This window comes from Nonomuraea insulae (genome assembly GCF_042656245.1).
The window spans coordinates 1-24924 of the sequence record NZ_JBHSPA010000066.1 but is presented as its reverse complement, the minus strand read 5'-3'; the positions used below and the strand labels follow the sequence as shown (position 1 = coordinate 24924).

Genomic DNA, 24924 nt, shown 5'->3' with positions numbered 1-24924 from the left:
CCGGCAAACCATTTTCCCGCCAGGGGTCAGGGCCGGAGTGAAACCGTGACACCCGAAAATGCCCGCCCAGCTCGGGCGGCGGGGCTACTGGCGCGCCAGGCGGGGACATTTCGGTCTTCCTCGAATAATCGGCGGCGGGCTCGGCTTATTCGCGGCGGGGCGCTGATGGCGCGACGCGAACCTTTTCGGACGCCCGCCTATGCGACACCTCCACCCGCGTATGCGACACCTCAGACTGGCCCCCGACCCCTCCGAACCGACGCCCGGGCCCCCTCGTCGGGCTGGGGACGCGGACGGGCTAGGGACGCCCTGGAGGGGCTCTGGCGAGGGTCGAGCGGGACTCGGACAAGAGCGGCAGTCGAGGTGCGGGGAACTCAGGCAGCCCAGCGAGGCTCGGGCGGGGCAGGTGGCTCAGCGAGGGTCGAGCGAGGCGAGCTCGGGGGCTGGGCTGGGCTCGGGGGCTGGGCTCGGGCCGGATCGATGGCAGGCCGGGCTCGGGGTGGATGGCAGGCCGGGCTCGGGGTGGATGGCAGGCCGGGCTCGGGGTGGATGGCAGGCCGGGCTCGGGGTGGATGGCAGGCCGGGCTCGGGGTGGATGGCGGGCCGGGTGGATGGCGGGCCGGGCGGATGGCGGGGTGAGGGGTGTTAGAGGGTGCGGAAGGTTCTTATTGTGTACGCCAGCGCCACCCCCGCCGTAACCGCCAGCAACACGTACCCAATCGTGTAAGCCCCCGTACCCGCATAGACAACCCCCATCACCAACGGCGGAAAGTAGCCGCCCAACCCCCCGGCGGCCCCCACCAGCCCGGTCACGGTCCCCACCCTGGACGCCTCCACCAGGCGCGCCACCAGCGCGAACACCCCGCCGGTCCCCAGCCCGAGGAAGAACGCCATGAGCACGAAGCTCACCCCGGCAGGCACCTCGACCGGCGGTTTGAGCGCCAGCACCAGCGCCATGACGGCCGTCCCGCAGAGCGAGATGATCATTACCTTCACGGGCCCGATCCGGTCGGACAGCGAGCCCCCGAAAGGCCGCGACAACACGGCGGCGATGGAGAACCCGGCGGTACGCAACCCGGCATCCGTCTGAGCGAAGTGATAAAGGTTCTGCAGCAATGTCGGCAAATAAGTGGAAAACGCCACAAACCCACCGAAGGACACCGCGTACAGAAAGGCACACTGCCACGTCGCCTTGATCTTCACGGCTTCCCGCATCCGGGGCAGCGCGGGCCCGGTGGCGGGCGTCCACTGGGGTGAGTTACGGCTGCCACCCAGCATGACCACCCCCATCAACACCAGCACAGCCGCCATCAGCACATGCGTCGCGGGCCGCCCGAACTCCTCGACCAGGCGCGGCGTGAAGAACGCCGACAAGGCCGTGCCCCCCATCCCCGCCCCGAACACGCCGGTGGCGAACCCTCGCCGCGCGGGCTCGTACCAGGCGTTGACGAAGGGGATGCCGATGGCGAAAGAAGTGCCAGGAATACCCAGGAGAAACCCCCAGAACAACAACCACCCGTACGAATTCGCCCACCCCACGAACAACACCGGCACGATCGACACGAAGCAGATGACCGCGAACATCCGCCGCCCGCCGAGCCGATCGGCCAGCACGCCCACCGGGATCCGCCCGAGCGACCCCACCACCACCGGGATGGCCACCAGCAGCGAGGTCTGTGTCGGCGACAGGTGCAACTGCCTGCTGTAGCTGCCGGACAGCGGCCCGATGAGGTTCCACGCCCAGAACGTCACCGCGAACGCCATGGTGGCCAGCACCAGGTTCCGCACCTGACCTTTACGAATCACAGACAGCTCAGACATACACCCTGTGTAACAGAGAGTCACTATCTGTGATGAAGTGGGGTTATGAGCGCCGAAGACCTCCTGCTGAAGACCGGCCGCTTCCTGCGCAGATCGGCCACCAGCCGCGATCTGCACACCCTCTTCCTCAACGGCGGCACTGAAGGCGACGCCTTCTACCGCGACCGCTGGAGCCACGACAAGGTGGTCAGGTCCACACATGGCGTGAACTGCACGGGTTCGTGCTCATGGAAGGTGTACGTCAAGGACGGCATCATCACGTGGGAGACGCAGGAGACCGACTACCCGAGCGTCGGCCCCGACCGCCCCGAGTACGAGCCGCGCGGCTGCCCACGCGGCGCCGCCTTCTCCTGGTACACCTACTCGCCGACCCGGATCCGCTACCCGTACGCGAGGGGCGTCCTGGTCGAGATGTACGCGGAGGCGAAGGAACGCCTGGGCGACCCGGTGGCCGCCTGGGCCGAAATCACGACAAATCAGGAAAAGAGGGCGCGATACCAGAGCGCCCGCGGCCGAGGCGGCCTCATCCGCGTCTCCTGGGCCCTGGCCACCGAGATGATCGCCGCCGCCCACGTCCACACCATCAAGACCTACGGCCCCGACCGGGTCGCCGGTTTCTCCCCCATCCCCGCCATGTCCATGGTCTCCCACGCCGTCGGCGCCCGCTTCATCTCCCTCATCGGCGGCACCATGCTCTCCTTCTACGACTGGTACGCCGACCTGCCCGTCGCCTCCCCCCAGGTCTTCGGCGACCAGACGGACGTCCCGGAGTCGGCGGACTGGTGGGACGCCGCGTACCTGATGCTCTGGGGCGCGAACGTCCCCGTCACCCGCACCCCCGACGCCCACTGGATGGCCGAGGCCCGCTACCGGGGCCAGAAGGTCGTGGTGATCTCCCCCGACTACAGCGACGCGGCCAAGTTCGCCGATGAGTTCCTCGCGGTGCGACCCGGCACGGACGGCGCCCTCGCCATGGCGATGGGCCACGTCCTGCTCAAGGAATTCTTCGTGGACCGGGAGACGCCGTACTTCACCGACTACGTCAAACGTTTCACCGACCTGCCCTTCCTGGTCACCCTCGAAAAGCGCGAGCACGCGTACGTGCCCGGCAGGTTCCTCACCGCCAAAGACCTGGGCGACCAGGAAGAGGCGGCCGAGTGGAAGACCGTCCTCATGTCGGAGAGCGGCGAGCCGGTGGTGCCGAACGGCTCGGCCGGATTCCGCTGGACGGACTCCGGCATGGGCCGCTGGAACCTCAACCTCGAAGAGAAGCCCCAGCTCACCCTGTACGGCGGCGGCACGGCGGAGGTCCTCCTCCCGCGCTTCGACGAAGGCGACTCGGTCCGCCGGGGCGTGCCCGTCCAGGAGGTCGCCGGCCACACGGTGACGACGGTCTACGACCTCCTCCTGGCCCAGTACGGCGTGCACCGCAACGGCCTGCCAGGAGCCTGGCCCACGGGTTACGACGACCCGGACGAGCCCTACACCCCGGCCTGGCAGGAGCCCATAACGGGTGTGCCGGCCAGAAGAGCAGTGAAGATCGTCAGAGAGTTCGCCAGGACGGCCGAGCGGACCCAGGGCAGATGCATGATCATCCTGGGCGCCGGAACCACCCAGTGGTTCCACGGCGACACGATCTACCGCGCCTTCCTGTCACTCCTCCTGCTGACCGGCTGCCAGGGCCGCAACGGCGGCGGCTGGGCCCATTACGTGGGCCAGGAGAAATGCCGCCCCCAGACCGGCTGGGCCCTCCTGGCGGGCGCCCTCGACTGGCAGCGGCCGCCCAGGCAGGTCCCCGGCACCCCGTTCTGGTACCTGCACACCGACCAGTGGCGCTACGACCAGTTCGACGCCGGTGAGCTGTCCAGCCCCCTGGCCCCCGGCGAGTTCCGCGGCAAGCACACCGTCGACCTGATCACGGAGTCGATCCGCAACGGCTGGATGCCCATGTCGCCCGCCTTCGACCGCAACCCCCTGGAGCTGGGCGACGCCGACGACCCCATCGCGTACACCCGGGAAGAGCTCGGAGCGGGCAGGCTCAGGCTCGCGGCGGAGACCCCGGACGACCCCCGCAACTGGCCCCGCGTCCTGACCCTCTGGCGCTCGAACCTCTTCGGCTCCTCCGCCAAGGGCAACGAGTACTTCCTGCACCACCTCCTCGGCGCCACCTCCAACCTCGAACACCCCGACCCGAGGGCCCCGGCGGGCAAGCTGGACCTCCTCCTGACCCTGGACTTCAGGATGACCAGCTCGACGATCTTCTCCGACGTCGTGCTCCCCGCGGCCACCTGGTACGAGAAGTACGACCTGTCCTCCACGGACATGCACCCGTTCGTGCACGCCTTCAACGCGGCCATCAACCCGCCCTGGGAGACCCGGACGGACTTCGCCGCCTTCCACGCCATCGCGAAGGCCTTCAGCGTCCTGGCCAAGGACCACCTGGGCGTGCGCAAGGACGTGGTGGCGGTGGCGCACCAGCACGACACACCGACCGAGCTGGCCGGCCGGACAGGCCCCGGCCTCAAGGTGGTCGAACGCGACTTCGGCGCCACGGCGGAGAAGCTGGCCGCCCTGGGACCGCTCACGGAGAAGCTCGGCATCCCGGTCAAGGGCGTGACCTTCATGCCGGACGAGGAGGTGACCTGGCTGGGCGAGCAGTGCGGGCTGGTGCCGCGCGGCGTGGCCAAGGGCCGGCCGGAGCTCGACACCGAGGCCAAGGCGTGCGAGACGATCCTCGCCCTGTCGGGGGTGAGCAACGGGCGGCTGGCCGTGCAGGGGTTCCGGCAGCTCGCCCAGCGTACGGGGGTGAGCTTCGACGGACTGGCCCACGAGGGCCACCGCATCGTCTTCGGCGACACCCAGGCCAGGCCGGTCCCCGTCGCCCCCAGCCCCGAATGGTCGGGCAAGGAGTCCCACGACCGCCGCTACTCCCCCTTCACGATCAACGTCGAGAACGGCAAGCCCTGGCACACGCTGACCGGCCGCATGCACTTCTTCCTCGACCACGACTGGATGCACGAGTACGGCGAGGCGCTGCCGATCTACCGCCCCCCGCTCGACCTGGCCGCTCTGTACGGCGAGACCGGCGCCCTGCGCTACCTGACCCCGCACAGCAAGTGGTCGATCCACTCCGAGTACCAGGACAACCTCCTCATGCTCTCCCTCTCCAGGGGCGGCCCCACGATCTGGATGTCCACGCCGGACGCCGCCGACCTCGGGATCGCCGACAACGACTGGGTGGAGGCGACCAACCGCAACGGCGTGGTCGTGGCCAGGGCGATCGTCTCCCACCGCATGCCGAAGGGCACGGTCTACATGCACCACGCCCAGGACCGCCTGATCGACGTGCCGAAGTCGGAGGCCACGGGCCGCCGTGGCGGCATCCACAACGCGCTGACCAGGGTGTTCATCAAGCCCACACATCTGATCGGCGGGCACGCCCAGCTCTCGTACGCCTTCAACTACCTGGGCCCGACGGGCAACCAGCGCGACGAGATCACCACCATCCGGCGCAGATCACAGGAGGTGCGGTACTGATGAAAGTCATGGCCCAGATCGCCATGGTGATGAACCTCGACAAATGCATCGGCTGCCACACCTGCTCGGTCACCTGCAAACAGACCTGGACCAACCGGCCCGGCGTCGAGTACGTCTGGTTCAACAACGTTGAGACCCGCCCAGGTCAGGGCTACCCCCGGCGTTACGAGGACCAGGACCGCTGGCGCGGCGGCTGGGAGCTGACCGGCAAGGGCGCGCTCAAACCGAGGGCCGGGGGCCGCCTGCGCAAGTTGCTGAACATCTTCGCCAACCCGCTCATGCCCTCCATCCAGGACTACTACGAGCCCTGGACCTACGACTACGAGAACCTCACCAACGCCCCGCTCTCCGCCGACATCCCCGTGGCGCCGCCCCGATCCCTGATCAGCGGTCAGCCGACGAAGATCCGCTGGAGCTCCAACTGGGACGACAACCTCGGCGGCGACCCCTCGCCCGACCCGGTGCTGGCGAAGGTGTCGGAGGAGGTCAAGCTGGAGTTCGAGCAGGCGTACATGTTCTACCTGCCGCGCATCTGCGAGCACTGCCTCAACCCGTCGTGCGTGGCCTCCTGCCCCTCCGGCGCCATGTACAAGCGCTCCGAGGACGGCATCGTGCTGGTGGACCAGGACAAGTGCCGGGGCTGGCGCATGTGCGTGACGGGGTGCCCGTACAAGAAGGTGTACTTCAACCACAAGACCGGCAAGGCCGAGAAGTGCACGTTCTGCTATCCCCGGGTGGAGGTGGGCCTGCCGACGGTCTGCTCGGAGACCTGTGTGGGCCGCCTGCGCTATCTGGGCGTGCTGCTGTACGACGCCGACCGCGTCACGGAGGCGGCCTCGGTGACGGACGAGCGGGATCTGTACGAGGCCCAGCTCGACCTGTTCATCGACCCGGATGATCCGGTGGCCGAGACGGCCGGGCTGCCCTCCGACTGGCTGGACGCCGCCCGCAGATCGCCCATCTATGACCTGATCAAGAGGTATCGCATAGCGCTCCCTCTCCACCCGGAGTACCGCACGCTGCCCATGGTCTGGTACGTCCCGCCGCTCTCCCCCGTCGTGGACGCCCTGTCCACCACGGGCCACGACGGGGAGGACGCGGCCAACCTGTTCGCCGCCATCGAATCGCTCCGCATCCCGATCGGCTACCTGGCCGAGCTGTTCACCGCCGGGGACCCGGAGCCGGTGACGGCCGCGCTGCGCCGCCTGGCCGCGATGCGCTCGTACATGCGGGCGGTCAACCTCGGCGACGAGCCCGTGCTCCCGGACGTCGGCCTGTCCGAGGAGGACCTGGGCGCCATGTACCGCCTGCTGGCCCTGGCCAAGTACAACGATCGCTACGTGATCCCGACCGCCTACGGCAACGAGCCCGGCGTCGTGGACGAGGGCGGCTGCAGCCTCGACTACGACGGGGGGCCGGGCATGCAGGGCCCGTTCGGCGAGGCCTCGGGCCGTCCTGTGCCGGTCTCGATCGAGAGCTTCCACGGCCTGAAGGAGCGCCAGACCAGCGACGAGGTAACCCGCGACCGGGTGAACCTCCTCAACTGGGACGGCCGGGGCGCCCCAGCGGGCCTGTTCCCGCCGAAGAAAGGCAAGGCATGAACAAAGCCGTCGTCTGGCAGGCCGCCGCGCACCTGCTCGCCTACCCCGACGAACGGTTCTGGCACCGCCTCCCCCTCATCGAGGAGGCCGCGGAACCGCACTTCGGCACGTTCCTCGCGCTGGCATCGAGCCTGGGCTCCGGCGAGCTGGCCGCGCACTACGTGGACACCTTCGACATGCAGCGGCGCTGCTGCCTCTACCTGACCTACTACGCCGACGGCGACACCCGCCGGCGCGGTGAGTCGCTGGCCGCGCTGAAGGGCCGCTACCGGGCGGCGGGCTGGGAGCTGATGGACGACGAACTGCCCGATTTCCTGCCGGTGATGCTGGAGTTCGCCGCCCTCGACCCCTCGGGCGCCGACCTGCTCGCCGGGCACCGGGCCGGGCTCGAACTCCTGCGCACCGCACTGACCGAGCGCGACTCGCCGTACCGGCACGTGATCGACACGGTGTGCGCCGCCCTGCCGCCGATCAGCGCCGCCGACCGGGCGAGAGCGGAACGCCTGGCCTCCGGCGGGCCACCGGCCGAGAGCGTGGGAGGCTACCGGTGACCTGGGCGGAGAGCGCGCTCTGGGTGGTCGCGCCGTACCTCACCCTGGTGATCTTCGTGGGCGGGCTGCTCTGGCGCTACAAGTATGACAAGTTCGGCTGGACCACCCGCTCCTCCCAGCTCTACGAGAGCCCGCTGCTGCGCGTGGCCAGCCCGCTGTTCCACTACGGCCTGCTGTTCGTGATCGTCGGCCACGTGACCGGCCTGCTCATCCCGATCGGCTGGACCGACGCGATCGGCGTCTCCAACGAGGCCTACCACACCAACGCGCTCATCTGGGGCGGCCTGGCCGGCCTGGCCACGCTGGTGGCACTGGGCCTGCTGATCTACCGCCGCCGCACCAACGGCCCGGTGTTCCTGGCGACCACGGTCAACGACAAGATCATGTACGTGGTGCTGGGCGCCGCCATCCTCGCCGGCGTGATGACCACGATCGTGGGGTTCGTGCCCAGCGAGGCCAGCTATCGCACCACGGTCGCACCCTGGTTCCGGGGGATCTTCGTGCTCCAGCCCGACGCCATGGCGATGAGCCAGGCGAGCAGTCTTTACAAGGTGCACACACTGATCGGGATGGCGCTGTTCGTACTTTTCCCGTTCAGCCGCCTGGTGCACGCGCTTTCCGCTCCGCTGGGCTATTTGTTCCGTCCTTACATCGTGTATCGGAGCCGCGCGGATGGCGCGCCGAGGCGCCCGAGAGGTCCCCGGGTAGGCCAGAATCGACCCTTGTGAAGCACGGGTACACCAACAGCACGTTCGGCGACGGCGCCCTGGTCGTGAAGTGCTACCAGGGACCCGAAGCGGCTTTCAGACTGAGCACGGAGAGTAGATACCTGCGGCGCCTGCGCGGCCGCCTCCCTGTCCCACGCGTCCACCAGGTCACCTCGACGAGCCTGACCACCCGCTTCGTCGACGGCTCCCACGGTCAGGACCTGATCGACGAGGGGCGGGCGGCGGAGGTGTTCGCCGAGTGCGGACGCATGTTGTCGCGCATCCACCGGCTCGGCATCGTCCACGGCGACTACGGCCCGCAGAACATGTTGTTCCACCCGGCCACGCTGGAGACGACCGCGATCCTCGACTGGGAGTGGGCCCACCCGGGGCGGCCGGTGGAGGACCTGGCCTGGCTGGAGTGGATCGTACGCAGCCATCACGCGGAGCACGTCCCGCTGCTGCCGCACTTCTTCACCGCGTACGGAGACCCCGTCCCCGGCTGGCAGGAACGCCAGACGGCCATGGTGACGCGCTGCCACGACCTGCTCGACTTCTGCGCCCGCTGGGAGCCCGGCGGTGACGGGGAGAAACTCTGGCGCGACCGCCTCGACGCCACCGCCGCCTGGACCGAGTAACGGTTGTTTCTGTCGGTGCCCTTTGCTTGGCTTGGGGCATGACTGAGCAGGTGATTCTTGTCCTCGGTGCCACAGGCTCCACCGGCCGCCGCGTCACGGAGTCGCTGCGCGCCTCCGGCCACACCGTGCGTGCCGCCTCCAGAAGCGGCGAGACCAGGTTCGACTGGTCGGCGCCCGACACATGGGAGGCGGCCGTGTCCGGCGCGTCCGCCCTCTACCTCATGGCCCCCGACGGCACGCCGGTCGATCCGGCGTTCGTGTCCCTGGCCGTGGAGCGCGGCGTCGAGCGCGTGGTGCTGCTGTCCAGCGGGGGCATCGAGACCATGGGCGACGAGCGTCTGCTGGCGGCCGAGCGCACCGTGCGCGGCTGCGGGGCCGAGTGGACGATCCTGCGCCCGAGCTGGTTCGACCAGAACTTCGACGAGGGCTTCCTCCACCCGGCGATCATGTCGGGCGAGGTGCTGCTGCCGCTCGGCGACGTGGGCCAGGCGTTCGTGGACGCGGGCGACATCGCCGCCGTCGCCGCCGAGGCCCTCACGGGCGACGGCCACGCGGGCCGCACCTACGAGATCACGGGGCCGCGCTCGTTGTCGTTCGAGGAGGCCGTGCGGATCATCAGCCAGGCGAGCGGCCGCGAGGTGCGTTACCTGGGCGGCGACGAAGACTACATCGCGGCCAACGGCTTCTCCGGAGACTCGATCCACGCGGCCAAGACGTTCGCCGACCTCCGCGCGCTCGGCGACCAGCCGGTGGGCGAGACGGTGAGTCAGGTGGCCGGCCGCCCGCCGAAACCCTTCGAGACCTACGTGGCGGAGGCCGCCGCCGGCGGCGCCTGGCGCTGATCCGCCCGCAGTTTCCGCACCAGCGCCACCGCCTCGTCCAGCAGCCCGATCTCCCGCTCGCTGAGCGTCGGATTCTCGCCCCTGCGCGCCTTGGCCAGGTCCAGGGGCTCGCCCACGTCCAGGGCGTCGCCCAGCCGCGCCACCAGCGCCGCCAGCACCGGCCGCACTCCCTCCTCGATCCCGAGGTCCGGGTTCACGGCCACCTCGGCGAGGATCACCGCCGACAGCGCGTAGTCCAGCGCGGGGTCGCCCTCCCTGGAGTTGGCCCAGTCGATCACCATGGGCCCGTCCGGCGTCAGCATCACGTTGTCGGGATGCAGATCCAGATGCAGGATGCGGTCGCCCGGTCTTCCGGACGTGCGGGCCGGGATCTCGTGCAGCCGCAGCAGCAGTCGCGCGAGGATCGCGCCCACCTCTTCCGGCGCGATCTCCCCGGCGAACAGGGCGTGCAACATCGTCGGCCCGGTCAGTCGCCTCATCACCAGGTCGGTGGAGCCGCTCTCACCCGGATAGACCTCGGGCACGGGATAACCGTGCGCGGCCACGTACGTCATGACCGCCAGCTCTGCCTCGACGTCGATCGCCCACCGGTAGCGGCGCAGCACCCGCCCGTCGCCGATCGCGTACACATCCGCGCTCCGCCCGGCCCCCAGCAGTTCCATGCGCCCCAATTTACGCGGAGATGCGATCCAGCTCGGCCAGCTCCTCGCCGTGCTCCCGGACCATCGCGGTGGCCAGATCCCGCACCTCCGCCGCGCCGCCCGAGCTCCGTTCCCCGTTCGCCACCAGCACGAGCTGATCCAGATAGGCCTTCATCAGGCCCGAGAACCGCCGGTCGAAGGACTCGCCCTTCAGCTTGGTGAGCTTCTTCACCTCCACCGCCGTGGGCATGCCGGGCATGTCCATTTGAGTGTGCGGGTTGTCGCCGGTGATCCCGGCCGTGGCGAGCAGTGCCCGCAACCGCCCGCGCCCGGCCTCGTGCGTCGTGCGGAGCCGTACGGAAAGATCGGCGACCGGACGCCCGGCACGGTCGGGCGCCAGCTCCAGCACCGGCAGCGCCCGCGTGTGCAGGGCGTCGGTGAGTTGCATCCAGGCCACGTCAGTCGTCGTGAACCGGGCCTCGGGCTCGGGCACGGAGGGAGGAGCGGCGGAGCACCCCGCCAGGAACAGGATGATCAGCAGACACCGCAACACGGGCACTCCCCAGAACAGGTCCGGGCGGAAGGACTCCGCCCGGACCGCGAACATGATCTACGAAGGACGCCCGTCGGCGCCGCACTTGAAGATCGGCCGGATGCAGTCCCGCACCCGCCGCTCCATCTCCGCCACCGGCCAGGCGTTGAAGAAGTCGCCGTGCATCGTGAACCCGCCTCCCGACGACAGCCGGAAGTGCGAGGGGTCACCGCTCACCGGGTACCGGATGACCTGCCGCAACTTCGGCACCGGCACGGGATGCGTGCTCGGGCACTGCCCCGCCACCGGATAGGCCATGTGACTCTTGTGGTCGGCGGAGTCCAGGTCCCGCCCGTTCCAGCACTGCGGGAAGTCCAGGTACGACTCCAGCATCGTCCCCGACGGGCAGTTCACGAAGTCCTTGGAGGCCCCCACTTGCCCGGCGTGCAGGCAGGACCACCGGGAGATCGTCGTGTTGTCGGGCCCGGTCGCCTTGGCGTTGCCCGCCACGATCCGCAGCCCCAGCGGCGTCGCCTGGGTGCGGGCGATGATGTCGTCCCGCACGCCCTCGCCGAGGTAGTAGAAGGTGACGATGGCCGGCTCCACGGGCGCGCCGTCCCGGTAGAGGGTCGGCACCCAGTAGGAGGACTTGTCCACGGCCGGGTTGCAGTTCGTGCCGCCGACCTGCAGGTCGGCCAGCGTGGTGTGGGCGTTGGTGACCCGGCTGCCGAAGAAGCTGTGCATGTGCGAGGCGCCGGCCAGACCGGGGAAGACGATGGGGTCGTCGGGCAGGCGGTGGCTGAACGGGCAGTCGGCGAGGAACTCCGCCACCCGTACGGGCTCGGCCATCGCCGGGCGCGGAGCCACGGCGAACGTCGCGAGCAGGACAGATAACAGGGCGATCAGACGAGAGGTGCGCATGGCGGCTCCCTTGGTGCTCATTGGTAGACCCGTACGTAGTCGACGAGCATGCGCGACGGGAACGGCGTCGCCGCGTTGGGCGGCCCCGGCCAGTCGCCGCCGATGGCGAGGTTGAGGATGAGGTAGAAGGGGTGGTCGAAGATCCAGGGGCCGCGTGTCTGCTCCACCTGGTCCTTGCTGAGGGTGAACACCGTGCGGCCGTCGAGGGTGTACACGATGCCCTTGCTGTCCCAGTTGGCGGCCCAGACGTGGAAGTCGTCGGAGTAGTCGGCGCCGTTCGGCAGCGTGTACGGCCCCCCGATGCCCCCGCCGCCGTTGTAGGCAGGCGCGTGGACGGTCGAGTAGGACGTCTTCACGTCCTTGCCGAGGATCTCCATGATGTCGACCTCGCCGTTGTACGGCCAAGGCCGCCCGGTCAGGAAGTCGGCCCCCATCATCCAGAACGCCGGCCAGAACCCGTTGCCCTTGGGCACCTTGACCCTGGCCTCGACCCGGCCGTAGGTGAAGTGGAACTTCGTGCCGGTGTTCATCCTGGCCGAGGTGTACTGGCAGGTGGTGCTGCCGGTCAGCGGGTCGGGCGGGCAGGCGGAGCCCGCGGTGGCCTGCTTGCGCGCCTCCATGACCAGGTTTCCCTGGCCGTCCATCGAGGCGTTGTCGTGGTTGGTGTAGTACTCCAACTCGTTGTTCGGGCCCGTGCCCGGGTCGGCCCGCCACTTGGCGGCGTCGGGCTTGCTGCCCGAGGAGCCGTTGAACTCATCGCTCCACACCAGGGCGGGCGGGTTGGCGGGGTCCTTCGGCGGGGCCGGCGGGTCGGTGGGGTTGCCACCGGTGCCGTACACCTGGAACTCCCACAGGCTGTAGCCGTAGGCGCCTGAGCGCTGGGTGCCGTACATGCGCACGTACCGCCCCGTGCCGCTCACGCTCAGCGTCTGCTTGAATCCGGTGCCGGTCGTGGTGGTGTAGACGGTGCTCCAGGTGTTCGCGTCCGGGGAGGTCTGGATCTGGAACGACCGGGCGTAGGCCGGGTCCCACTGCAGCACGACCTTGCTGATCTGCGCGGTCGCGCCCAGGTCCACGTAGATCCAGCCCGGGTCCGACCAGGCCGAGGTGGCCCACCGGCTGGCCGGGTCCAGGTCGAACGCCCTGGCCGGGGTGCACTCCCAGCAGTTGCCGTCGTGTTGCGAGCTGGAGGCGACGCCGGGCTTGTTGTAGGACAACAACCGGTCCCCGCCACCGTCGCCGCCGCCGGGGCCGTACACCTTGAACTCCCAGAGGCTGTAGCCGTACTGGGTGGAGCGCTGGGTGCCGAGGACGCGGACGTAGCGGCCGGCGCCCGAGACGGTCAGGCTCTGGTTGCCGCCCGCGCCGGTGGTGGTGGAGTGGAGGGTGGTCCAGGTCGTGCCGTTGGCCGAGGCCTGCACCTGGAACGCGGTGGCGTACGCGGCCTCCCAGCTCAGCTCGACCCGGTTGATGCTCGCGGAAACGCCGAGGTCCACCTGGATCCACTGGGGATCGGCGAAGGCGCTGGACCAGCGGGTGCCCGCGTTCCCGTCCACGGCCGCGGAGGCGGGGAAGGCGACGTTCTCGGAGGAGGAGGCCGTGGCGGGCCTGCCCTGGGACAGCAGGGTGTCGGCGGCGCCGGCGGGCAGCACGGCCACCAAGGCCATGGTGATCATGAGAGCAACGAGTGTCGCCAGGCGACGCACGCGTGGGCTGTGGGGTGGACTCACGACGTCTCCGTCAAACTGGGGGGATGGTTCGAGGGAGCGCTCCCTGAGATGGAGCGTGCTCGCGTCTCTTATCTCTGTCAAGGACCGCGTTAACCCTCTGGAAACCTCCCTGACGCATGAGAGAGCGCTCTCTCATCGCTTCTCAGCCAGCGTCCCGTACACACTGACCAGCCACGACGCCCTACCCTGCGCCGGAATGCCCGAGGACCCGTTCCCCGCCTAGAGAAACATCGGAATCGAACCCTGTCTTGACTCCCCCACCACCCGCACCCCACCCTTCTGAGGGAGCGCTCTCTCAGGAGGGATATGTGAACCGCCCCACCCTCGAAGCCGTCGCCGCCCGAGCCGGCGTCTCCAAGTCCAGCGTCTCCCGCGTGATCAACGGCGCCTCCACCGTCGCCCCGTCGATCCGCGAGGTCGTGCTGAGGGCCGTCAGGGAGCTCGGCTACGTCCCGCACGCCGCCGCCCGCAACCTCGCTACCCGCCGTACGAACGCCGTCGCCCTCGTCGTCTCCGACCCGCCCAAGGGCCTGGTCTCCGACGACCCGATGTTCTCGGCCGTGGTCCGCCAGGCCAGCAGGAAACTGGAGGCGGCGGGCAAGCAGGTGGTGCTCATGCTGGCCGGCTCGGAGGACAGCCGGACCAGGGTGGCCCAGTACGTGGCGGCCAGTCACGTGGACGGCGTCATGCTCGTGTCCATGCACGGCGCCGACTCGCTGCCCTCCACGCTGGCGCGCAAGGGCATCCCGATCGTCTCGCTCGGCCGCACGAACCCGGCCGTCCCCTACGTGGACAACGACAACCTCGGCGGCGCCGCCCTCGCCGTACGCCATCTCCTCGGCCAGGGCAGACGTCGTGTCGCCACGATCACCGGCCCGCTGGACATGATCGCCTCACAGGAACGCCTCACCGGCTACACCGCCGTCATGCGCGAGACCGGCCACCGCTCGATCGTCGCCATCGGCGACTTCACCCGGATCTCCGGCGCCGACGCCATGCGCCAGCTCCTCCAGGACGACCCCGGCCTGGACGCCGTCTTCGCCGCCAACGACCTCATGGCCATCGGCGCCCTGCGCACCCTGCGCGAATCGGGCCGCAGGGTGCCGGACGACGTCGCGGTGGTCGGCTTCGACGACATCGAGGCCGCCCTCTACACCACCCCGGCACTGACCACGGTCCACAGCCCGATGACCGACTGGGCCACCGCGACCGTGGACCTTCTGCTGGGCCTGTTCGAGGGCGGCCGTAACGCCCCCTTGCTCCTCCCGGCCGACCTCGTCGTCAGGGAGTCGACATGATCAGCCCTTGACGCAGATGAGCTGCTTCAGGTGAGCGACCACCTGCACCAGATCCGTCTGCGCCGCCATCACGGACTCCAGGTCCTTGTACGCCCCCGGAATCTCATCCACCACTCCGGAGTCCTTACGGCACTCCACACCCAGGGTCTGCTCCTCCAGATCCTTGACCGTGAACGTCTTCTTGGCCTTGTTCCTGCTCATCTTCCGCCCCGCCCCGTGCGAGGCCGAGTTGAAGGCCAGGCTGTTACCCAGGCCCTTGACGATGTAGGTCCCGGTGGCCATCGAGCCAGGAATGATCCCCAGGTCACCGCTGCCCGCCCGGATCGCGCCCTTACGGGTCACGAGCACGTCCACGCCGTCGTACCGCTCCTCGGCCACGTAGTTGTGGTGGCAGGAGATGGGCTGGTCGAACCCGATGTTCGGCAGGTGCCGCCGCAGCACGTCGCACACCAGGCCGATCATGAGCGTCCGGTTGCGCCGCGCGTAGTCCTGGGCCCAGAACAGGTCGCGACGGTAGGCGTCCATCTCCGGCGTCCTACCGAGGAACACCGCCAGGTCGCGATCCACCAGCCCCTTGTTGTGCGACAGCCCGCGGGCCACCCCGATGTGGTGCTCCGCCAGCTCCTTGCCGATGTTGCGCGAACCCGAGTGCAGCACGACCCAGACCACGCCCTCGTCGTCGGCGCACACCTCCAGGAAGTGGTTGCCGCCGCCGAGCGTGCCCATCTGCACCTCGGCCCGCTCGCGCCGCGGCATCACGGCCGGCGCCAGGTCGTCGAAGCTCTTCCAGAACTCCGCCCACCCGGCCGTCTTCATCCCGTGCACATTGCCCGGGTCGACCGGCCGCTTGTGGTGCGAGAACCCCACCGGCACGGCCTGTTCGAGCTTGCCGCGCAGGTAGGCCAGGTTGTCGGGCAGCTGCGAAGCCTTGTAGGTGGTCTTCACCGCCGTCATCCCGCACCCGATGTCCACGCCGACCGCCGCCGGCGACACCGCGTCCTTCATCGCGATGACCGAGCCCACCGTCGCGCCCTTGCCGTGGTGCACGTCCGGCATGACGGCGACACCGTGGACCCACTCCAGGTTCGCCACGTTGCGCAGCTGCTGCATCGCCTGCGGATCGACCGTCTCCGGCTCCGCCCACATCCTGAGGGGGTGCCTGGTCCCGGTCACCTCGTTGTACGTCATCCCGTATCGCCTCCTCCCGGCCACATCCCGAACGCGATCTATCAGGCCAGAGTCCCCCTACCCCCTGCAACCGAATTTGCGCTAATTGCCGTACTACTTCGGACCGATCAGCTCCAGCGTGCGCTCGTGCAGCCGCTCCGCCGCCCGCCCGTCGAAGGAGGGCAGGTCCAGGCCGATGCGGCGGTCCCGCATGAAGGCGCTGAGCGGCTCGGCGGGCGGGTCGTCGATGCGGGCGACGATGGGCTTGATGCCCTCCTCGACCGGCATCCCGTACCGCTTCAGCGCCTCGACGTGCGCGAGCGTCGCCGCGTCGTACTCACCGGCGACGCTCGTCGACACCCCGCCGGGATGCATGAGCACATACCGGGTACGGTCCGCGTGCCGCGCCGCGAACGCCACGCCCAGCAGGTCGTTCGCCTTCCCGGCCTGGAACTGCGCCGTCATTCCGTCATAACGCCGCTCCAGCATCAGATCGTCCCAGTGGATCCGCCCGTCCGGCTGCCCGGGCCCCGACACGTTCACGATCGTCTTCGGCGCGGTCAGCCCGTGGCTGAGCAGGAACCGGCTCAGGTAGTCCAGCGCGAACGTCCCCTCGATCCCCTCCTCCGTCACGAACCGGTGCGTACGGAAGAACCGCGCGCACAACACCAGCGCGTCCACGACCGGGAACCTGGCGTTGATCTCCTCGACCACCCGCCGGTTCTCACCGATCAGGCTCAGATCGGCCTGGATGAACACCGCTCCCGGCGGCACCTTGGCCGCGTCCCGCCCCACGACGGCGACGGTGTCGCCTCGTTCCAGACAGGTCCGGGCGAGCGCCCGGCCCATCCCGTCGGTGCCTCCGCTGATCACGATCACGTGTTCCTCACAAGTTCTTCCTCGGGTACGACCGCCGCCGGCCCCGCCCTGCCGGGCAGCAACGGAATGAGGGCCAGAACGATCAGGTTGGACACGACACCGACCCAGAAGACGCCACGCAGACCGCTCATCGCACTGGCCTCGCCGTGGACGACGAGCGTGACGAGGGCGACGCCGATCGCCGCGCCGAGCTGGTTCAGCATGTACAGCACGGAGCTTCCCTGGGCCACCATGGGCTCGGGCAGCGTCCGGTAGAGCGACCCCATGGTCGGCGCGCTGAAGCTGCCACTGCCCAGCCCGAACGTGAGCGCCGCCAGCGCCGGCCACACCTCCGGCGTGCCGGGGCCCACCTGCGTCAGGGCGAACACGCTCGCGATCGCCACGACCGCCCCCGCGGCGGCCAGGCCGCGCCCGCCGATCCGGTCGGAGATCCGCCCGGCCAGCGGCATGGCGATGGCGCCGCCGAGCCCGAGCGGGGCCATGAGCAGCCCGGCCGCCAGCACGCCGTGCCCGTGCGCCTGCTGGTAGTACAGGGGCAGCGCGAACAGCCCGGAGAACAGCCCCATGCCGCCCAGCCCCATGATCGCGACACTCGCGCTGAAGCTCCTGCTACGGAACAACCGCAGGTCGATCAGTGGAGTACGACGCCCGCGCAGCGCGTGAACGGCGTACCCGATCAGCAGCACGACCCCGGCGGCCAGTGGCACCAGCGCCTGCCACGCCCCGATCGCCCCCTGCTCGGCCGTCTGCGAGAACCCCAGCACGACCGCCGCGAACCCGGGCCCGAGCAGCGCCAGGCCCAGGACGTCCAGCCGGGAGGGGCTCTGCTCGCCCGGCGAGTCGGCGGGGATCGCCCGCAGCGCCAGCACCAGCGCCACGACTCCGACGCCCAGGCTGATCAGGAACATCGCCCGCCACGTCATCGCGCCGAGTATGGCGCCGCCCGCGATCGGCCCGAGCACCGGTCCCAGGGACAACACCAGGCCCATCAGCCCCATCACGCGCCCGGCCCGTCGCGGCCCCGCGGCCCTGGCCAGCAGGATCAGCACGAGCGGGTCGAGCAGCCCGGCCCCGAGCCCCTGCACGATCCGGGACGTGATCAGGCTGCCCACGTCCCAGGCCAGCCCGGCGGCCAGCGACCCGGCCAGGAAGATGATCAGCCCCGCCACCCAGAGCCGCTTGCCTCCGTACCGGTCGACGGCCCAGGTGGTGAAGGGGATGGTGGCCGTCACGGCGAGGAGGTATCCGGTGGACGTCCAGCCGACCGTGCTGAGCGAGGTGTCGAAGACCGCCGCCAGGGTGTCGGTGGCGACGGCCGCCATCGTGCTGTTGAGGATGCCCAGCATCCCTCCGAGCAGGACCACACCGATCGTCCACAGCAGCCGCCGATCCATCCGATCGTCGGTATTTGAACTCATGGGTTCAACATAATTACCTCATACGTTCTATGGCAAGTTCACTGATTTGAACCGATGAGTACAATCGAAGACATGACCACCACCCGCGGCCGGATCGACAAGCGCCAGGCGATCCTGGAAGGCGCGTTCACCGTGTTCGCCCGGCAGGGCTACGCGCAGTCCTGCGTGCAGGACATCGCGCGCGAGGCGGGCGTCGCCAAGCCGACGGTCTACAACCACATGACCGACAAGGCCACCCTGTTCAGGCACGCCATCGAGGCCGCCGCCCAAACCACGCTCGACGAGCGCGTCGCCGCCCTGGAGCCGCTCGCCACGCCCGGCGACGACCTGCGCGCCACGCTGGAGGAGGTCGCCCACGCCCTGCTCCGCCTGCACACCGACGGCCGCTCATGCGCGCTGCGCCGGCTCCTCTACTCGGAGATCACCCACTTCCCCGACATTCTCGACATCGTCAAGGAGAGCGGCCCCGACCGCCTCAACGGGGCCGTGGCCGACCGCCTGGCCCGGCTCGCCCTCGCCGGCCGCCTGCGCGCCAAGGACCCCGACCTCGCGGCCGAGCAGTTCATGGCCCTGCTCCTCGGCCCGCTGGAGGCCCGCTCCCAGCTCGGCACCCGCCAGCTTGAGGACGCGGAACTCCGCGCCATGGCCGGCGCCGCCGTGGACACTTTCGTACGGGCCTGGGCCACGCCCTAACCAACACGCATGGCGAATCAGCGCAGACAAGACCCCTTGTCGATGGTAGTCAAGGGATATAGTCTGCCGCGTGTGGTGGAACGAGACGACTACGCGGCCATCCGCGATCGGATCATCGGGCTCTCCCACCTCCACGGCCTGCGCTGCGACTGGGCGGAGACGACGAGGCGGCAACGCTTCCTCCTGCTGTGGGACGCCGAGGGCCGGGTCGCGGCCCGCGCGATCCTCCCGCTCTACCCCGGGGAGACACCGCACCTGGTGGACTCCCTCGAACGAGGGCTGGCGCATCTGTTCGGCGACGGCTGGCTGAAGGACTGACTGGAGCACCCGATGACCGCAGACCGCGTCGACGTCCACGTCACCATGGCGGGCAATCTGTGGCTGGCCCAGGTGGACGGCGTGGCCGGCGGCATGTCCGCCCGCACACTCAAGGAGTTGCACGGGGACGTCACCGAGGGGCTCCCGTTCCTGTTCGGCGACAGCGCCCAGCCCCCCGCGCCCGTCTTCCACTACACGCTGCCCGGCCTGTCCGAGCAGGACCTCGACGACTTCGCCGCCCTCCAGCGCCAGGCCGCCGCGATCGCCGAGGACTACACGCGCACGCTGAAGAAACGGGTCAAGCACATGCACGAGCTGGGCCTGTCCGACGGGGACATCGGCGAACTGCTCGGGCTGACCAAGCAGCGCATCCAGCAGATCCGCACGAACGCCAACGACGAGGCCCGCCAGAGCGGCTAGCCCTTTCTCTGGCCAGCCCTTCTCTGGCGGGTCCCTTTTCTGGCAGGCCCTTCTCTGAGCAGCCCTGTTCCGGCGGGGCCCTTCCCTAGCGGGGCCCTTCTCTGACGGGCCCTCAACCGCATCCTCAGAGCGTGATCCGCGACCCCCGATCGGCGGCGGAATCAGGAGGCCGGCTTGTCATCCGTCCAGCCAGCCTCGATCAGTGCGTTGGAGTTCCAGACGGTGCCCGGCTCGAAGTCGGCCTGCAACCCGCCCGGCTTCACCACCACCTGCTCATTGGCCAGGGCCTGCCCGGTCTCCTCGTCGAACACCAGCCGGTTCTCGTAGACACTCCCCTGAGTGCCGCTCTCCTCCACCGACACGGCCGTACCCTGCCGCCCCTCGGCATCGGTCACATCCCCGGTGACCTTCACGTCGTCGAGGTCGGCCAGCATGCGGAACGCCGCACCCCGCACCTCCGGCGTCACCGGCATGTCCATGATCAGCCCCACGCTGACCCGGAACAACCACGCGTCCCCGGACATCTTCTCGCTCGTGGACTCGGTCCCGTGCCCCTCGTAGGAGGCCATCAGCCACTTCTTCAGCTCACCGGGCTCGCCCGGCAGGGCGCGCAGGTCCTTCATGGTGACGTTCCGCCCCAGCCAGAACACCTTGTCGCCATCCACCAGCGGACTGTGACTCGTCGTGGCCCGCCCAGGGGAGGTGGACAAGGTGATCGCCCCGTACTTCCCCTTCCCGCCGCCCTTGCCCGGCACGAGCGCCTCGATCTCGGACGGCGCCCCCGCCTGCTCCCAGGCCGTCCGATCCTCCTCGGTGGCGGGCTTCGCGCCGAGCGACGCGCTCCGCGACCACTGCTCGCCGCCGGTGGCGCTGGGCGTCCACCCCTCGCTGCGATCCTGATCCATGACCAGGTAGCCGCCGTCCTTGGCCGTGTACAGGTTCCTGCCCACCGACACGCTGTGCCAGTAGTCGCCACTGCCCTCGGTCCGCTGATCGGCCTTCTCGGCCGCCGCCAGCAGCACCTCCCGCGCCGACAACCTCACCCTGGGCGCCGCCGAGGCGCTGGGGCCGGCGGTCGCCACGACGCCCTGCCCGCTGGGCGCCCGCGACGTCGTCGCCAGGGTCCCGTTCCCATTCCCGGTCCCGATACCGTTCCCATTCCCGGCCCCGTTCCCTGACACGACCATCACCACCGCCGTCGCGGCCGCCACAGCCCCCGCCAGCCCCAGCCCCCACGCCGGTCGCACGATCTTCCGCCGCCCCGGCCGACGTCCCGCCTCCCGGGGCCGCGACATGGCCCGGGCCAGCTCCACGGCCCTGGTCCGCTCATCCACCGGCCGGTCGCCGAGATGCCCGGGCCTGGCCGCCCGAAGTTCGTCGATGGGGTTCATGACCACTCCTCGCTGAGGTTCCGCACGTGGGGCATGGACGGCGCAGCAGGCGGCCCTGTCTCGGGCACCGCCTCCATCGCTCGCTTGAGGCGCTTGCGCGCCCGGTGCAACCGCACCCGATACGCCGCCGACGAGCACCCGATGACCTGGGCGGCCTCCTTGGGCGACAACCCGTGCCAGGCGAGGAGGATGAGGATCTCGCGATCGTCCTCAGGCAACGAGGCCAGCGCCCGCAGCACCCCCATCCGCTCGGTCACCTGATCGGCCACGTCCCCCTCGGTCCAGGCCTTGAGCTCCGCGGCCAGCGCCTCCCTGCGAATCTCGGCACGCACGTTGTCACGCAGCACGTTCCTCGCGACACCGAGCAACCACGGCAGCGCCGGCTCGGGCACATCGTCCAACCGCCGCCAGGCGATCGCGAACGTCTCGCTCACCACCTCGTCCGCGACCTGCCGGCCCGCGCGACTGACCACGTAGGCCCACACACGTTGCCGGCATTCGTCGTACATGCCGGTGAACCGGTGCGCATCATCCGCCACCGCCCAGCCCCTTCGTTCGGGATGCGTTCTTCTGACACCAGGAAGTGGTCCAAGCCCTCCCGTTGTTACGCATCAACCGAAATTTCCTGCCGGGCAAGCCGCACTCACCGTACGCGAGGCACCGCCACCGGCTCCCCACCACCGACGAGGACGGGCAGATCCACCAGCAGCACATCTCCCCTGCGACGCGCCACCTCAACGAGGTCCCGCTGGAACCCCTCCATCGAGAACAGCGCAAGCACGGCCGAGCCCGTGTCATGCCCGTGTTCGCCCAGCAGTGCCTTGAGCTGTTCCAGCCGCGCCAGGTCGGCCACGTTCCTTCGCGCGACCGTCGCCTTGGCCTCGCCGATGAGTCTGATGTCGGCCCGCCCCGCCCTCTTGTCCAGGGCCACGACGTCGATCTCGTGTTTGGCCTGCCCCTTCTTGTCGTTGACGACCGTGGCCGTCACCGTGCTCGCGTTCCCTCGCAGGGCGGGATCGGCCTGACTCCGAAGCCATTCCCTGGCGCAGAGCTCGAAGTGCGGCCCCAGAATGCGCGCGACGAACGTCGGACGCGAGCGACGCCAAGCCTGAGCCGCTTGCCCCGTGTCCACGAGATCTCGCTGCGGCACTGTGATCAGATTGTGGAAACGCACGATGGGATCAATAACCGTGATCACGGGACGTCTCTCCCACAGCGGGTCGGTGTCGGACCGCAGGTATCCGGCGCTGACCAGCCCTTCGATGGGTCGCGTCAGCGATGTACGGGATTGCTCCAGCAACCCACCGATCTTGGCCGGGCTACTGGCCCCATTCGCGACCGCATTGATGATCGCGTAGTGCAACGCGCTCCCGGTGAACTTGGGATCCTCTCGCAGCAGATATTCGGCCTCGCTCGCCGAGAAGAGCGCCTGCCGCGGATCTAGAACGGTGGCAGGCACCCAATCGTCCATGCCGGCGACGGTCTGTGGCGGCGCCACATTGGCCAGGTTCCGGTACCCGGGAGAACCACCGAGAATCGCGTGCAACCGCAGCGCCGCCGCGGAGTCCTCGATCCCCCAATGCCGCGCTGTAGTGCCCAGGTCGAAGGGCTGCAGGAAGAGATCGAGTGCCGCCCTACCGCGCAGTGTCTTGGTGCCGGAGAGCAGCTCGTTCATGACGGACATGGCCGAACCGCAGACGATCACGCGCCCGCCGGGCACGCCCTGACCCGCCTGTGACTGGTCATAGAGCAGTTGGAGCAGACCAGGCACTTCAGGAGAGTGCGCCATCCAGTACGGCAACTCGTCGATGACGAGAACTCCCGGCGCGTTCCCGCCGCGTCCAGATGTGAGATCGATGGCCGTGGAGAGGAGAGATTCCCAGCTCGCATCGGCGATCAGCTCGGCCGCCACCCCCGCGTACCGCGCGATCTCCACCGCCAACCGGCGCCGTGCGGCGACCCTGCCCTCCTCGGCGACCGCCGTGACATAGAGGCCGCCTGCGGCTTCGGCCAGAGCACGAAGGAGAAAGCTCTTGCCCACCCGACGCCGCCCCGACACGACGCCGAGACGAAGGTGAGGGTCTGGATGCTGTACGAACTGGGCGAGCGCGGCCCACTCGGCATCTCTCGACAACACTCTTTCTGGCTTGTTCACGGTTGTCACCTAACTTGTATGCTCCGAAGCATACTAATTAGGTTACGGCGTGCAGCTCCAACTTCGCCACACGGCAACCAGGCAGAAGCATGCTCAACCTCCTGCACGAAGCACCTTCCTCCCATTTCGAGGTCATTCACCCTGATACAGGCGATGGAGATCGACGGTCTCCACATCGGCTCCGCCCCCGGCCTACCTCCTTGAGTTCGTCGGTGAACCCCGAGCGCGCGAACAACAACAACTTGGCTGATCCACCTGGGCGTCCGGCAGCAGGGCGCGCAGATGTTCCGGCCGCTGGAGTTGCTGAACGTCCATGGGTGAGAGGGCGCACTTGGCCTCACCGATCGCGATGATCCGGCCAGGAGCGGACGAATTCGTCTCCGTCACCACAACGTCGAACTGGAGAGCACCTTGGGCGTCGGCTTCATGGTGGCAGGTACGGCTCGAACAAAGGGATGGCAGAATGTGACCATGCGGCCACCGCGAGCGAGATACTTCAACACCACCGGCCCATGCGGCCCCCAGCATCACTACATGCTGCCCCCCACGCAGCGGCTCCCGCAGGCGCGCGAGCTCATCGAGATGGATCGCTACTTCGTGCTGCACGCGCCCCGGCAGACCGGGAAGACGACCGCGCTAGGCACGCTAGCGTCCGAGCTGACCGCCGAGGGCGACACCGCCGCCCTGATGTTCTCCTGCGAGCGTGCCAAGTCGGCCGGCGACGACTACGCCGCCGCGGAGTCGCTTCTGCTGGACTCCCTCCGCGAGGCCGCCAAGTGGGCGGGATGGCCGGACGAGCTGCTGCCGCCGGATCCCTGGCCAGAGGTCACGCCGGGCAGCCGGTTCGGTTCGGCACTGAGCGAGTGGTGCCACCGCAGCCCGCGCAGGATCGTGCTGTTCCTCGACGAGATCGACGCCCTGCAGGGCAACAGCATGGTCAGCATCCTCAGCCAGCTCCGCCACGGTCACAACGCGCGGCATGAGGGCCAGCCGTTCCCCGCGTCCGTGGTGCTGTGCGGGTTGCGCGAACCGCGTGACTACAAGGTCGCCTCGGGCGGCGACCCCGGCCGGACGAACCCCGCCAGCCCGTTCAACATCATCGCCGAGTCGCTGCGCCTGGGCGACTTCACCACCGACGAGATCGCCGAGCTCTACGACCAGCACACCCAGGCGACCGGCCAGGAGTTCACCAAGGACGCCGTGGACCGGGTCTTCGAGCTGACCCAAGGACAACCGTGGCTGGTCAACTCCCTCGCCTATGAGATCACCATAAAGATGAAAGCGACCAGTGCCATCACCGCCAGGCAGGTGGAAGATGCCAAGGAGCGGCTGATCCGGGCGCGCGCCACCCATCTGGACACGCTGGTCGCCCGGCTGCGCGAGCCCCGGGTCAAGCGGGTGATCGAGCCCATCCTGGCCGGAGACTTCCCCGACCTCGACCTCACCTTCTCCGACGACCTGTCCTACGTCCGCGATCTGGGCCTGGTCAAGGAGAAGCCTCCGCTGGAGGTGGCGAACCCGATCTACCGGGAGGTCATCCTGCGGGTGCTCGGCGCGGCATCGGAACAGTACGTGATGGCCGATCCGCACAGCTTCGTCCTGCGGGACGGCCGTTTCGACCTGCCGCGCCTGCTGCGGGAGTTCGTCGTGTTCTGGCGCGAGCA

Annotated in this window: 22 protein-coding genes; 11 read left to right on the top strand and 11 right to left on the bottom strand. The window is 69.2% G+C overall.

Translation table 11 applies throughout. The features are described 5' to 3' along the window. Positions 1-645: 645 nt before the first annotated feature. Positions 646-1821 carry an MFS transporter gene (locus ACFPZ3_RS47810; RefSeq protein WP_379521075.1) on the bottom strand — a complete coding sequence of 392 codons (1176 nt, stop codon included), beginning with the start codon at positions 1819-1821 and terminating at the stop codon, positions 646-648. Positions 1822-1866: 45 nt separating this feature from the next. Here ACFPZ3_RS47810 and ACFPZ3_RS47805 point away from each other — a divergent pair, with 45 nt between their 5' ends. The 6 genes from ACFPZ3_RS47805 to ACFPZ3_RS47780 are packed head-to-tail and all read left to right on the top strand — an operon-like array spanning position 1867 to position 9697. Beyond that, the gene (locus tag ACFPZ3_RS47805) at positions 1867-5358 is read left to right on the top strand and encodes a nitrate reductase subunit alpha (protein ID WP_379521074.1); all 3492 of its coding nucleotides are present in this window, start codon (positions 1867-1869) and stop codon (positions 5356-5358) included. Continuing rightward, complete coding sequence (gene narH / locus ACFPZ3_RS47800) at positions 5358-6959, top strand: nitrate reductase subunit beta (protein ID WP_379521073.1); 1602 nt, start codon at positions 5358-5360, stop codon at positions 6957-6959. Before ACFPZ3_RS47805 ends, narH begins: the two co-directional genes overlap by 1 nt. Beyond that, positions 6956-7510: a nitrate reductase molybdenum cofactor assembly chaperone gene (narJ, locus tag ACFPZ3_RS47795; protein ID WP_379521072.1), complete on the top strand. Its 555-nt coding sequence runs from the start codon at positions 6956-6958 to the stop codon at positions 7508-7510. The genes narH and narJ overlap by 4 nt, the downstream gene beginning before the upstream one ends. Continuing rightward, positions 7507-8238 (top strand): respiratory nitrate reductase subunit gamma, encoded by a 732-nt coding sequence (narI, locus tag ACFPZ3_RS47790; RefSeq protein WP_379521071.1) that lies wholly within the window; start codon positions 7507-7509, stop codon positions 8236-8238. The genes narJ and narI overlap by 4 nt, the downstream gene beginning before the upstream one ends. Next, positions 8235-8855 (top strand): phosphotransferase, encoded by a 621-nt coding sequence (locus tag ACFPZ3_RS47785; protein ID WP_379521070.1) that lies wholly within the window; start codon positions 8235-8237, stop codon positions 8853-8855. The genes narI and ACFPZ3_RS47785 overlap by 4 nt, the downstream gene beginning before the upstream one ends. A 38-nt stretch (positions 8856-8893) precedes the next feature. Further along, positions 8894-9697 (top strand): SDR family oxidoreductase, encoded by an 804-nt coding sequence (locus ACFPZ3_RS47780; protein WP_379521069.1) that lies wholly within the window; start codon positions 8894-8896, stop codon positions 9695-9697. Here the strand turns inward: ACFPZ3_RS47780 and ACFPZ3_RS47775 are convergent. The 4 genes from ACFPZ3_RS47775 to ACFPZ3_RS47760 are packed head-to-tail and all read right to left on the bottom strand — an operon-like array spanning position 9658 to position 13467. Further along, positions 9658-10359: a phosphotransferase gene (locus tag ACFPZ3_RS47775; protein ID WP_379521068.1), complete on the bottom strand. Its 702-nt coding sequence runs from the start codon at positions 10357-10359 to the stop codon at positions 9658-9660. The genes ACFPZ3_RS47780 and ACFPZ3_RS47775 overlap by 40 nt on opposite strands. Before the next feature lie 10 nt (positions 10360-10369). Next, positions 10370-10945, bottom strand: coding sequence for a DUF305 domain-containing protein (locus tag ACFPZ3_RS47770; protein WP_379521067.1), 576 nt, complete (start codon positions 10943-10945; stop codon positions 10370-10372). A gap of 3 nt (positions 10946-10948) precedes the next feature. Continuing rightward, entirely contained in the window at positions 10949-11791 is an 843-nt protein-coding gene (locus tag ACFPZ3_RS47765) for a DUF1996 domain-containing protein (protein WP_379521066.1), read from the bottom strand. 17 nt (positions 11792-11808) lie between these two features. After that, positions 11809-13467, bottom strand: coding sequence for a discoidin domain-containing protein (locus tag ACFPZ3_RS47760; RefSeq protein WP_379521065.1), 1659 nt, complete (start codon positions 13465-13467; stop codon positions 11809-11811). Positions 13468-13829: 362 nt separating this feature from the next. Here ACFPZ3_RS47760 and ACFPZ3_RS47755 point away from each other — a divergent pair, with 362 nt between their 5' ends. Continuing rightward, positions 13830-14819, top strand: coding sequence for a LacI family DNA-binding transcriptional regulator (locus tag ACFPZ3_RS47755; protein WP_379521064.1), 990 nt, complete (start codon positions 13830-13832; stop codon positions 14817-14819). On the opposite strand, the gene ACFPZ3_RS47750 is transcribed toward ACFPZ3_RS47755, so the two are convergent. From ACFPZ3_RS47750 to ACFPZ3_RS47740, 3 genes are all read right to left on the bottom strand, one after another. Continuing rightward, positions 14820-16007 carry an RtcB family protein gene (locus ACFPZ3_RS47750; protein ID WP_379521063.1) on the bottom strand — a complete coding sequence of 396 codons (1188 nt, stop codon included), beginning with the start codon at positions 16005-16007 and terminating at the stop codon, positions 14820-14822. Between the two features lie 93 nt (positions 16008-16100). Next, positions 16101-16865: an SDR family NAD(P)-dependent oxidoreductase gene (locus ACFPZ3_RS47745; RefSeq protein ID WP_379521062.1), complete on the bottom strand. Its 765-nt coding sequence runs from the start codon at positions 16863-16865 to the stop codon at positions 16101-16103. Further along, on the bottom strand, positions 16862-18283 hold the full coding sequence (locus ACFPZ3_RS47740; protein WP_379521061.1) for a DHA2 family efflux MFS transporter permease subunit: 1422 nt from the start codon (positions 18281-18283) through the stop codon (positions 16862-16864). Before ACFPZ3_RS47740 ends, ACFPZ3_RS47745 begins: the two co-directional genes overlap by 4 nt. A gap of 72 nt (positions 18284-18355) precedes the next feature. On the opposite strand from ACFPZ3_RS47740, the gene ACFPZ3_RS47735 reads away from it, so the two are divergent. From ACFPZ3_RS47735 to ACFPZ3_RS47725, 3 genes are all read left to right on the top strand, one after another. Then, positions 18356-18976, top strand: coding sequence for a TetR/AcrR family transcriptional regulator (locus ACFPZ3_RS47735; RefSeq protein WP_379521060.1), 621 nt, complete (start codon positions 18356-18358; stop codon positions 18974-18976). A 72-nt stretch (positions 18977-19048) separates the two neighbouring features. Further along, positions 19049-19294 (top strand): hypothetical protein, encoded by a 246-nt coding sequence (locus ACFPZ3_RS47730; protein ID WP_379521059.1) that lies wholly within the window; start codon positions 19049-19051, stop codon positions 19292-19294. 12 nt (positions 19295-19306) lie between these two features. After that, the gene (locus ACFPZ3_RS47725) at positions 19307-19714 is read left to right on the top strand and encodes a hypothetical protein (RefSeq protein WP_379521058.1); all 408 of its coding nucleotides are present in this window, start codon (positions 19307-19309) and stop codon (positions 19712-19714) included. 161 nt (positions 19715-19875) lie between these two features. Here ACFPZ3_RS47725 and ACFPZ3_RS47720 read toward each other — a convergent pair whose 3' ends face one another. The 3 genes from ACFPZ3_RS47720 to ACFPZ3_RS47710 form a co-directional block, all read right to left on the bottom strand. Then, entirely contained in the window at positions 19876-21105 is a 1230-nt protein-coding gene (locus tag ACFPZ3_RS47720) for a CU044_5270 family protein (protein WP_379521057.1), read from the bottom strand. Next, a complete protein-coding gene (locus ACFPZ3_RS47715) occupies positions 21102-21644 on the bottom strand; it encodes an RNA polymerase sigma factor (RefSeq protein WP_379521056.1) in 543 nt (180 codons plus the stop codon). The genes ACFPZ3_RS47720 and ACFPZ3_RS47715 overlap by 4 nt, the downstream gene beginning before the upstream one ends. Before the next feature lie 104 nt (positions 21645-21748). Further along, positions 21749-23017: an AAA family ATPase gene (locus ACFPZ3_RS47710; protein WP_379521055.1), complete on the bottom strand. Its 1269-nt coding sequence runs from the start codon at positions 23015-23017 to the stop codon at positions 21749-21751. Between the two features lie 777 nt (positions 23018-23794). On the opposite strand from ACFPZ3_RS47710, the gene ACFPZ3_RS47705 reads away from it, so the two are divergent. Then, the coding region (locus ACFPZ3_RS47705) for an AAA family ATPase (RefSeq protein ID WP_379521054.1) at positions 23795-24924 on the top strand (1130 nt) is incomplete at its 3' end.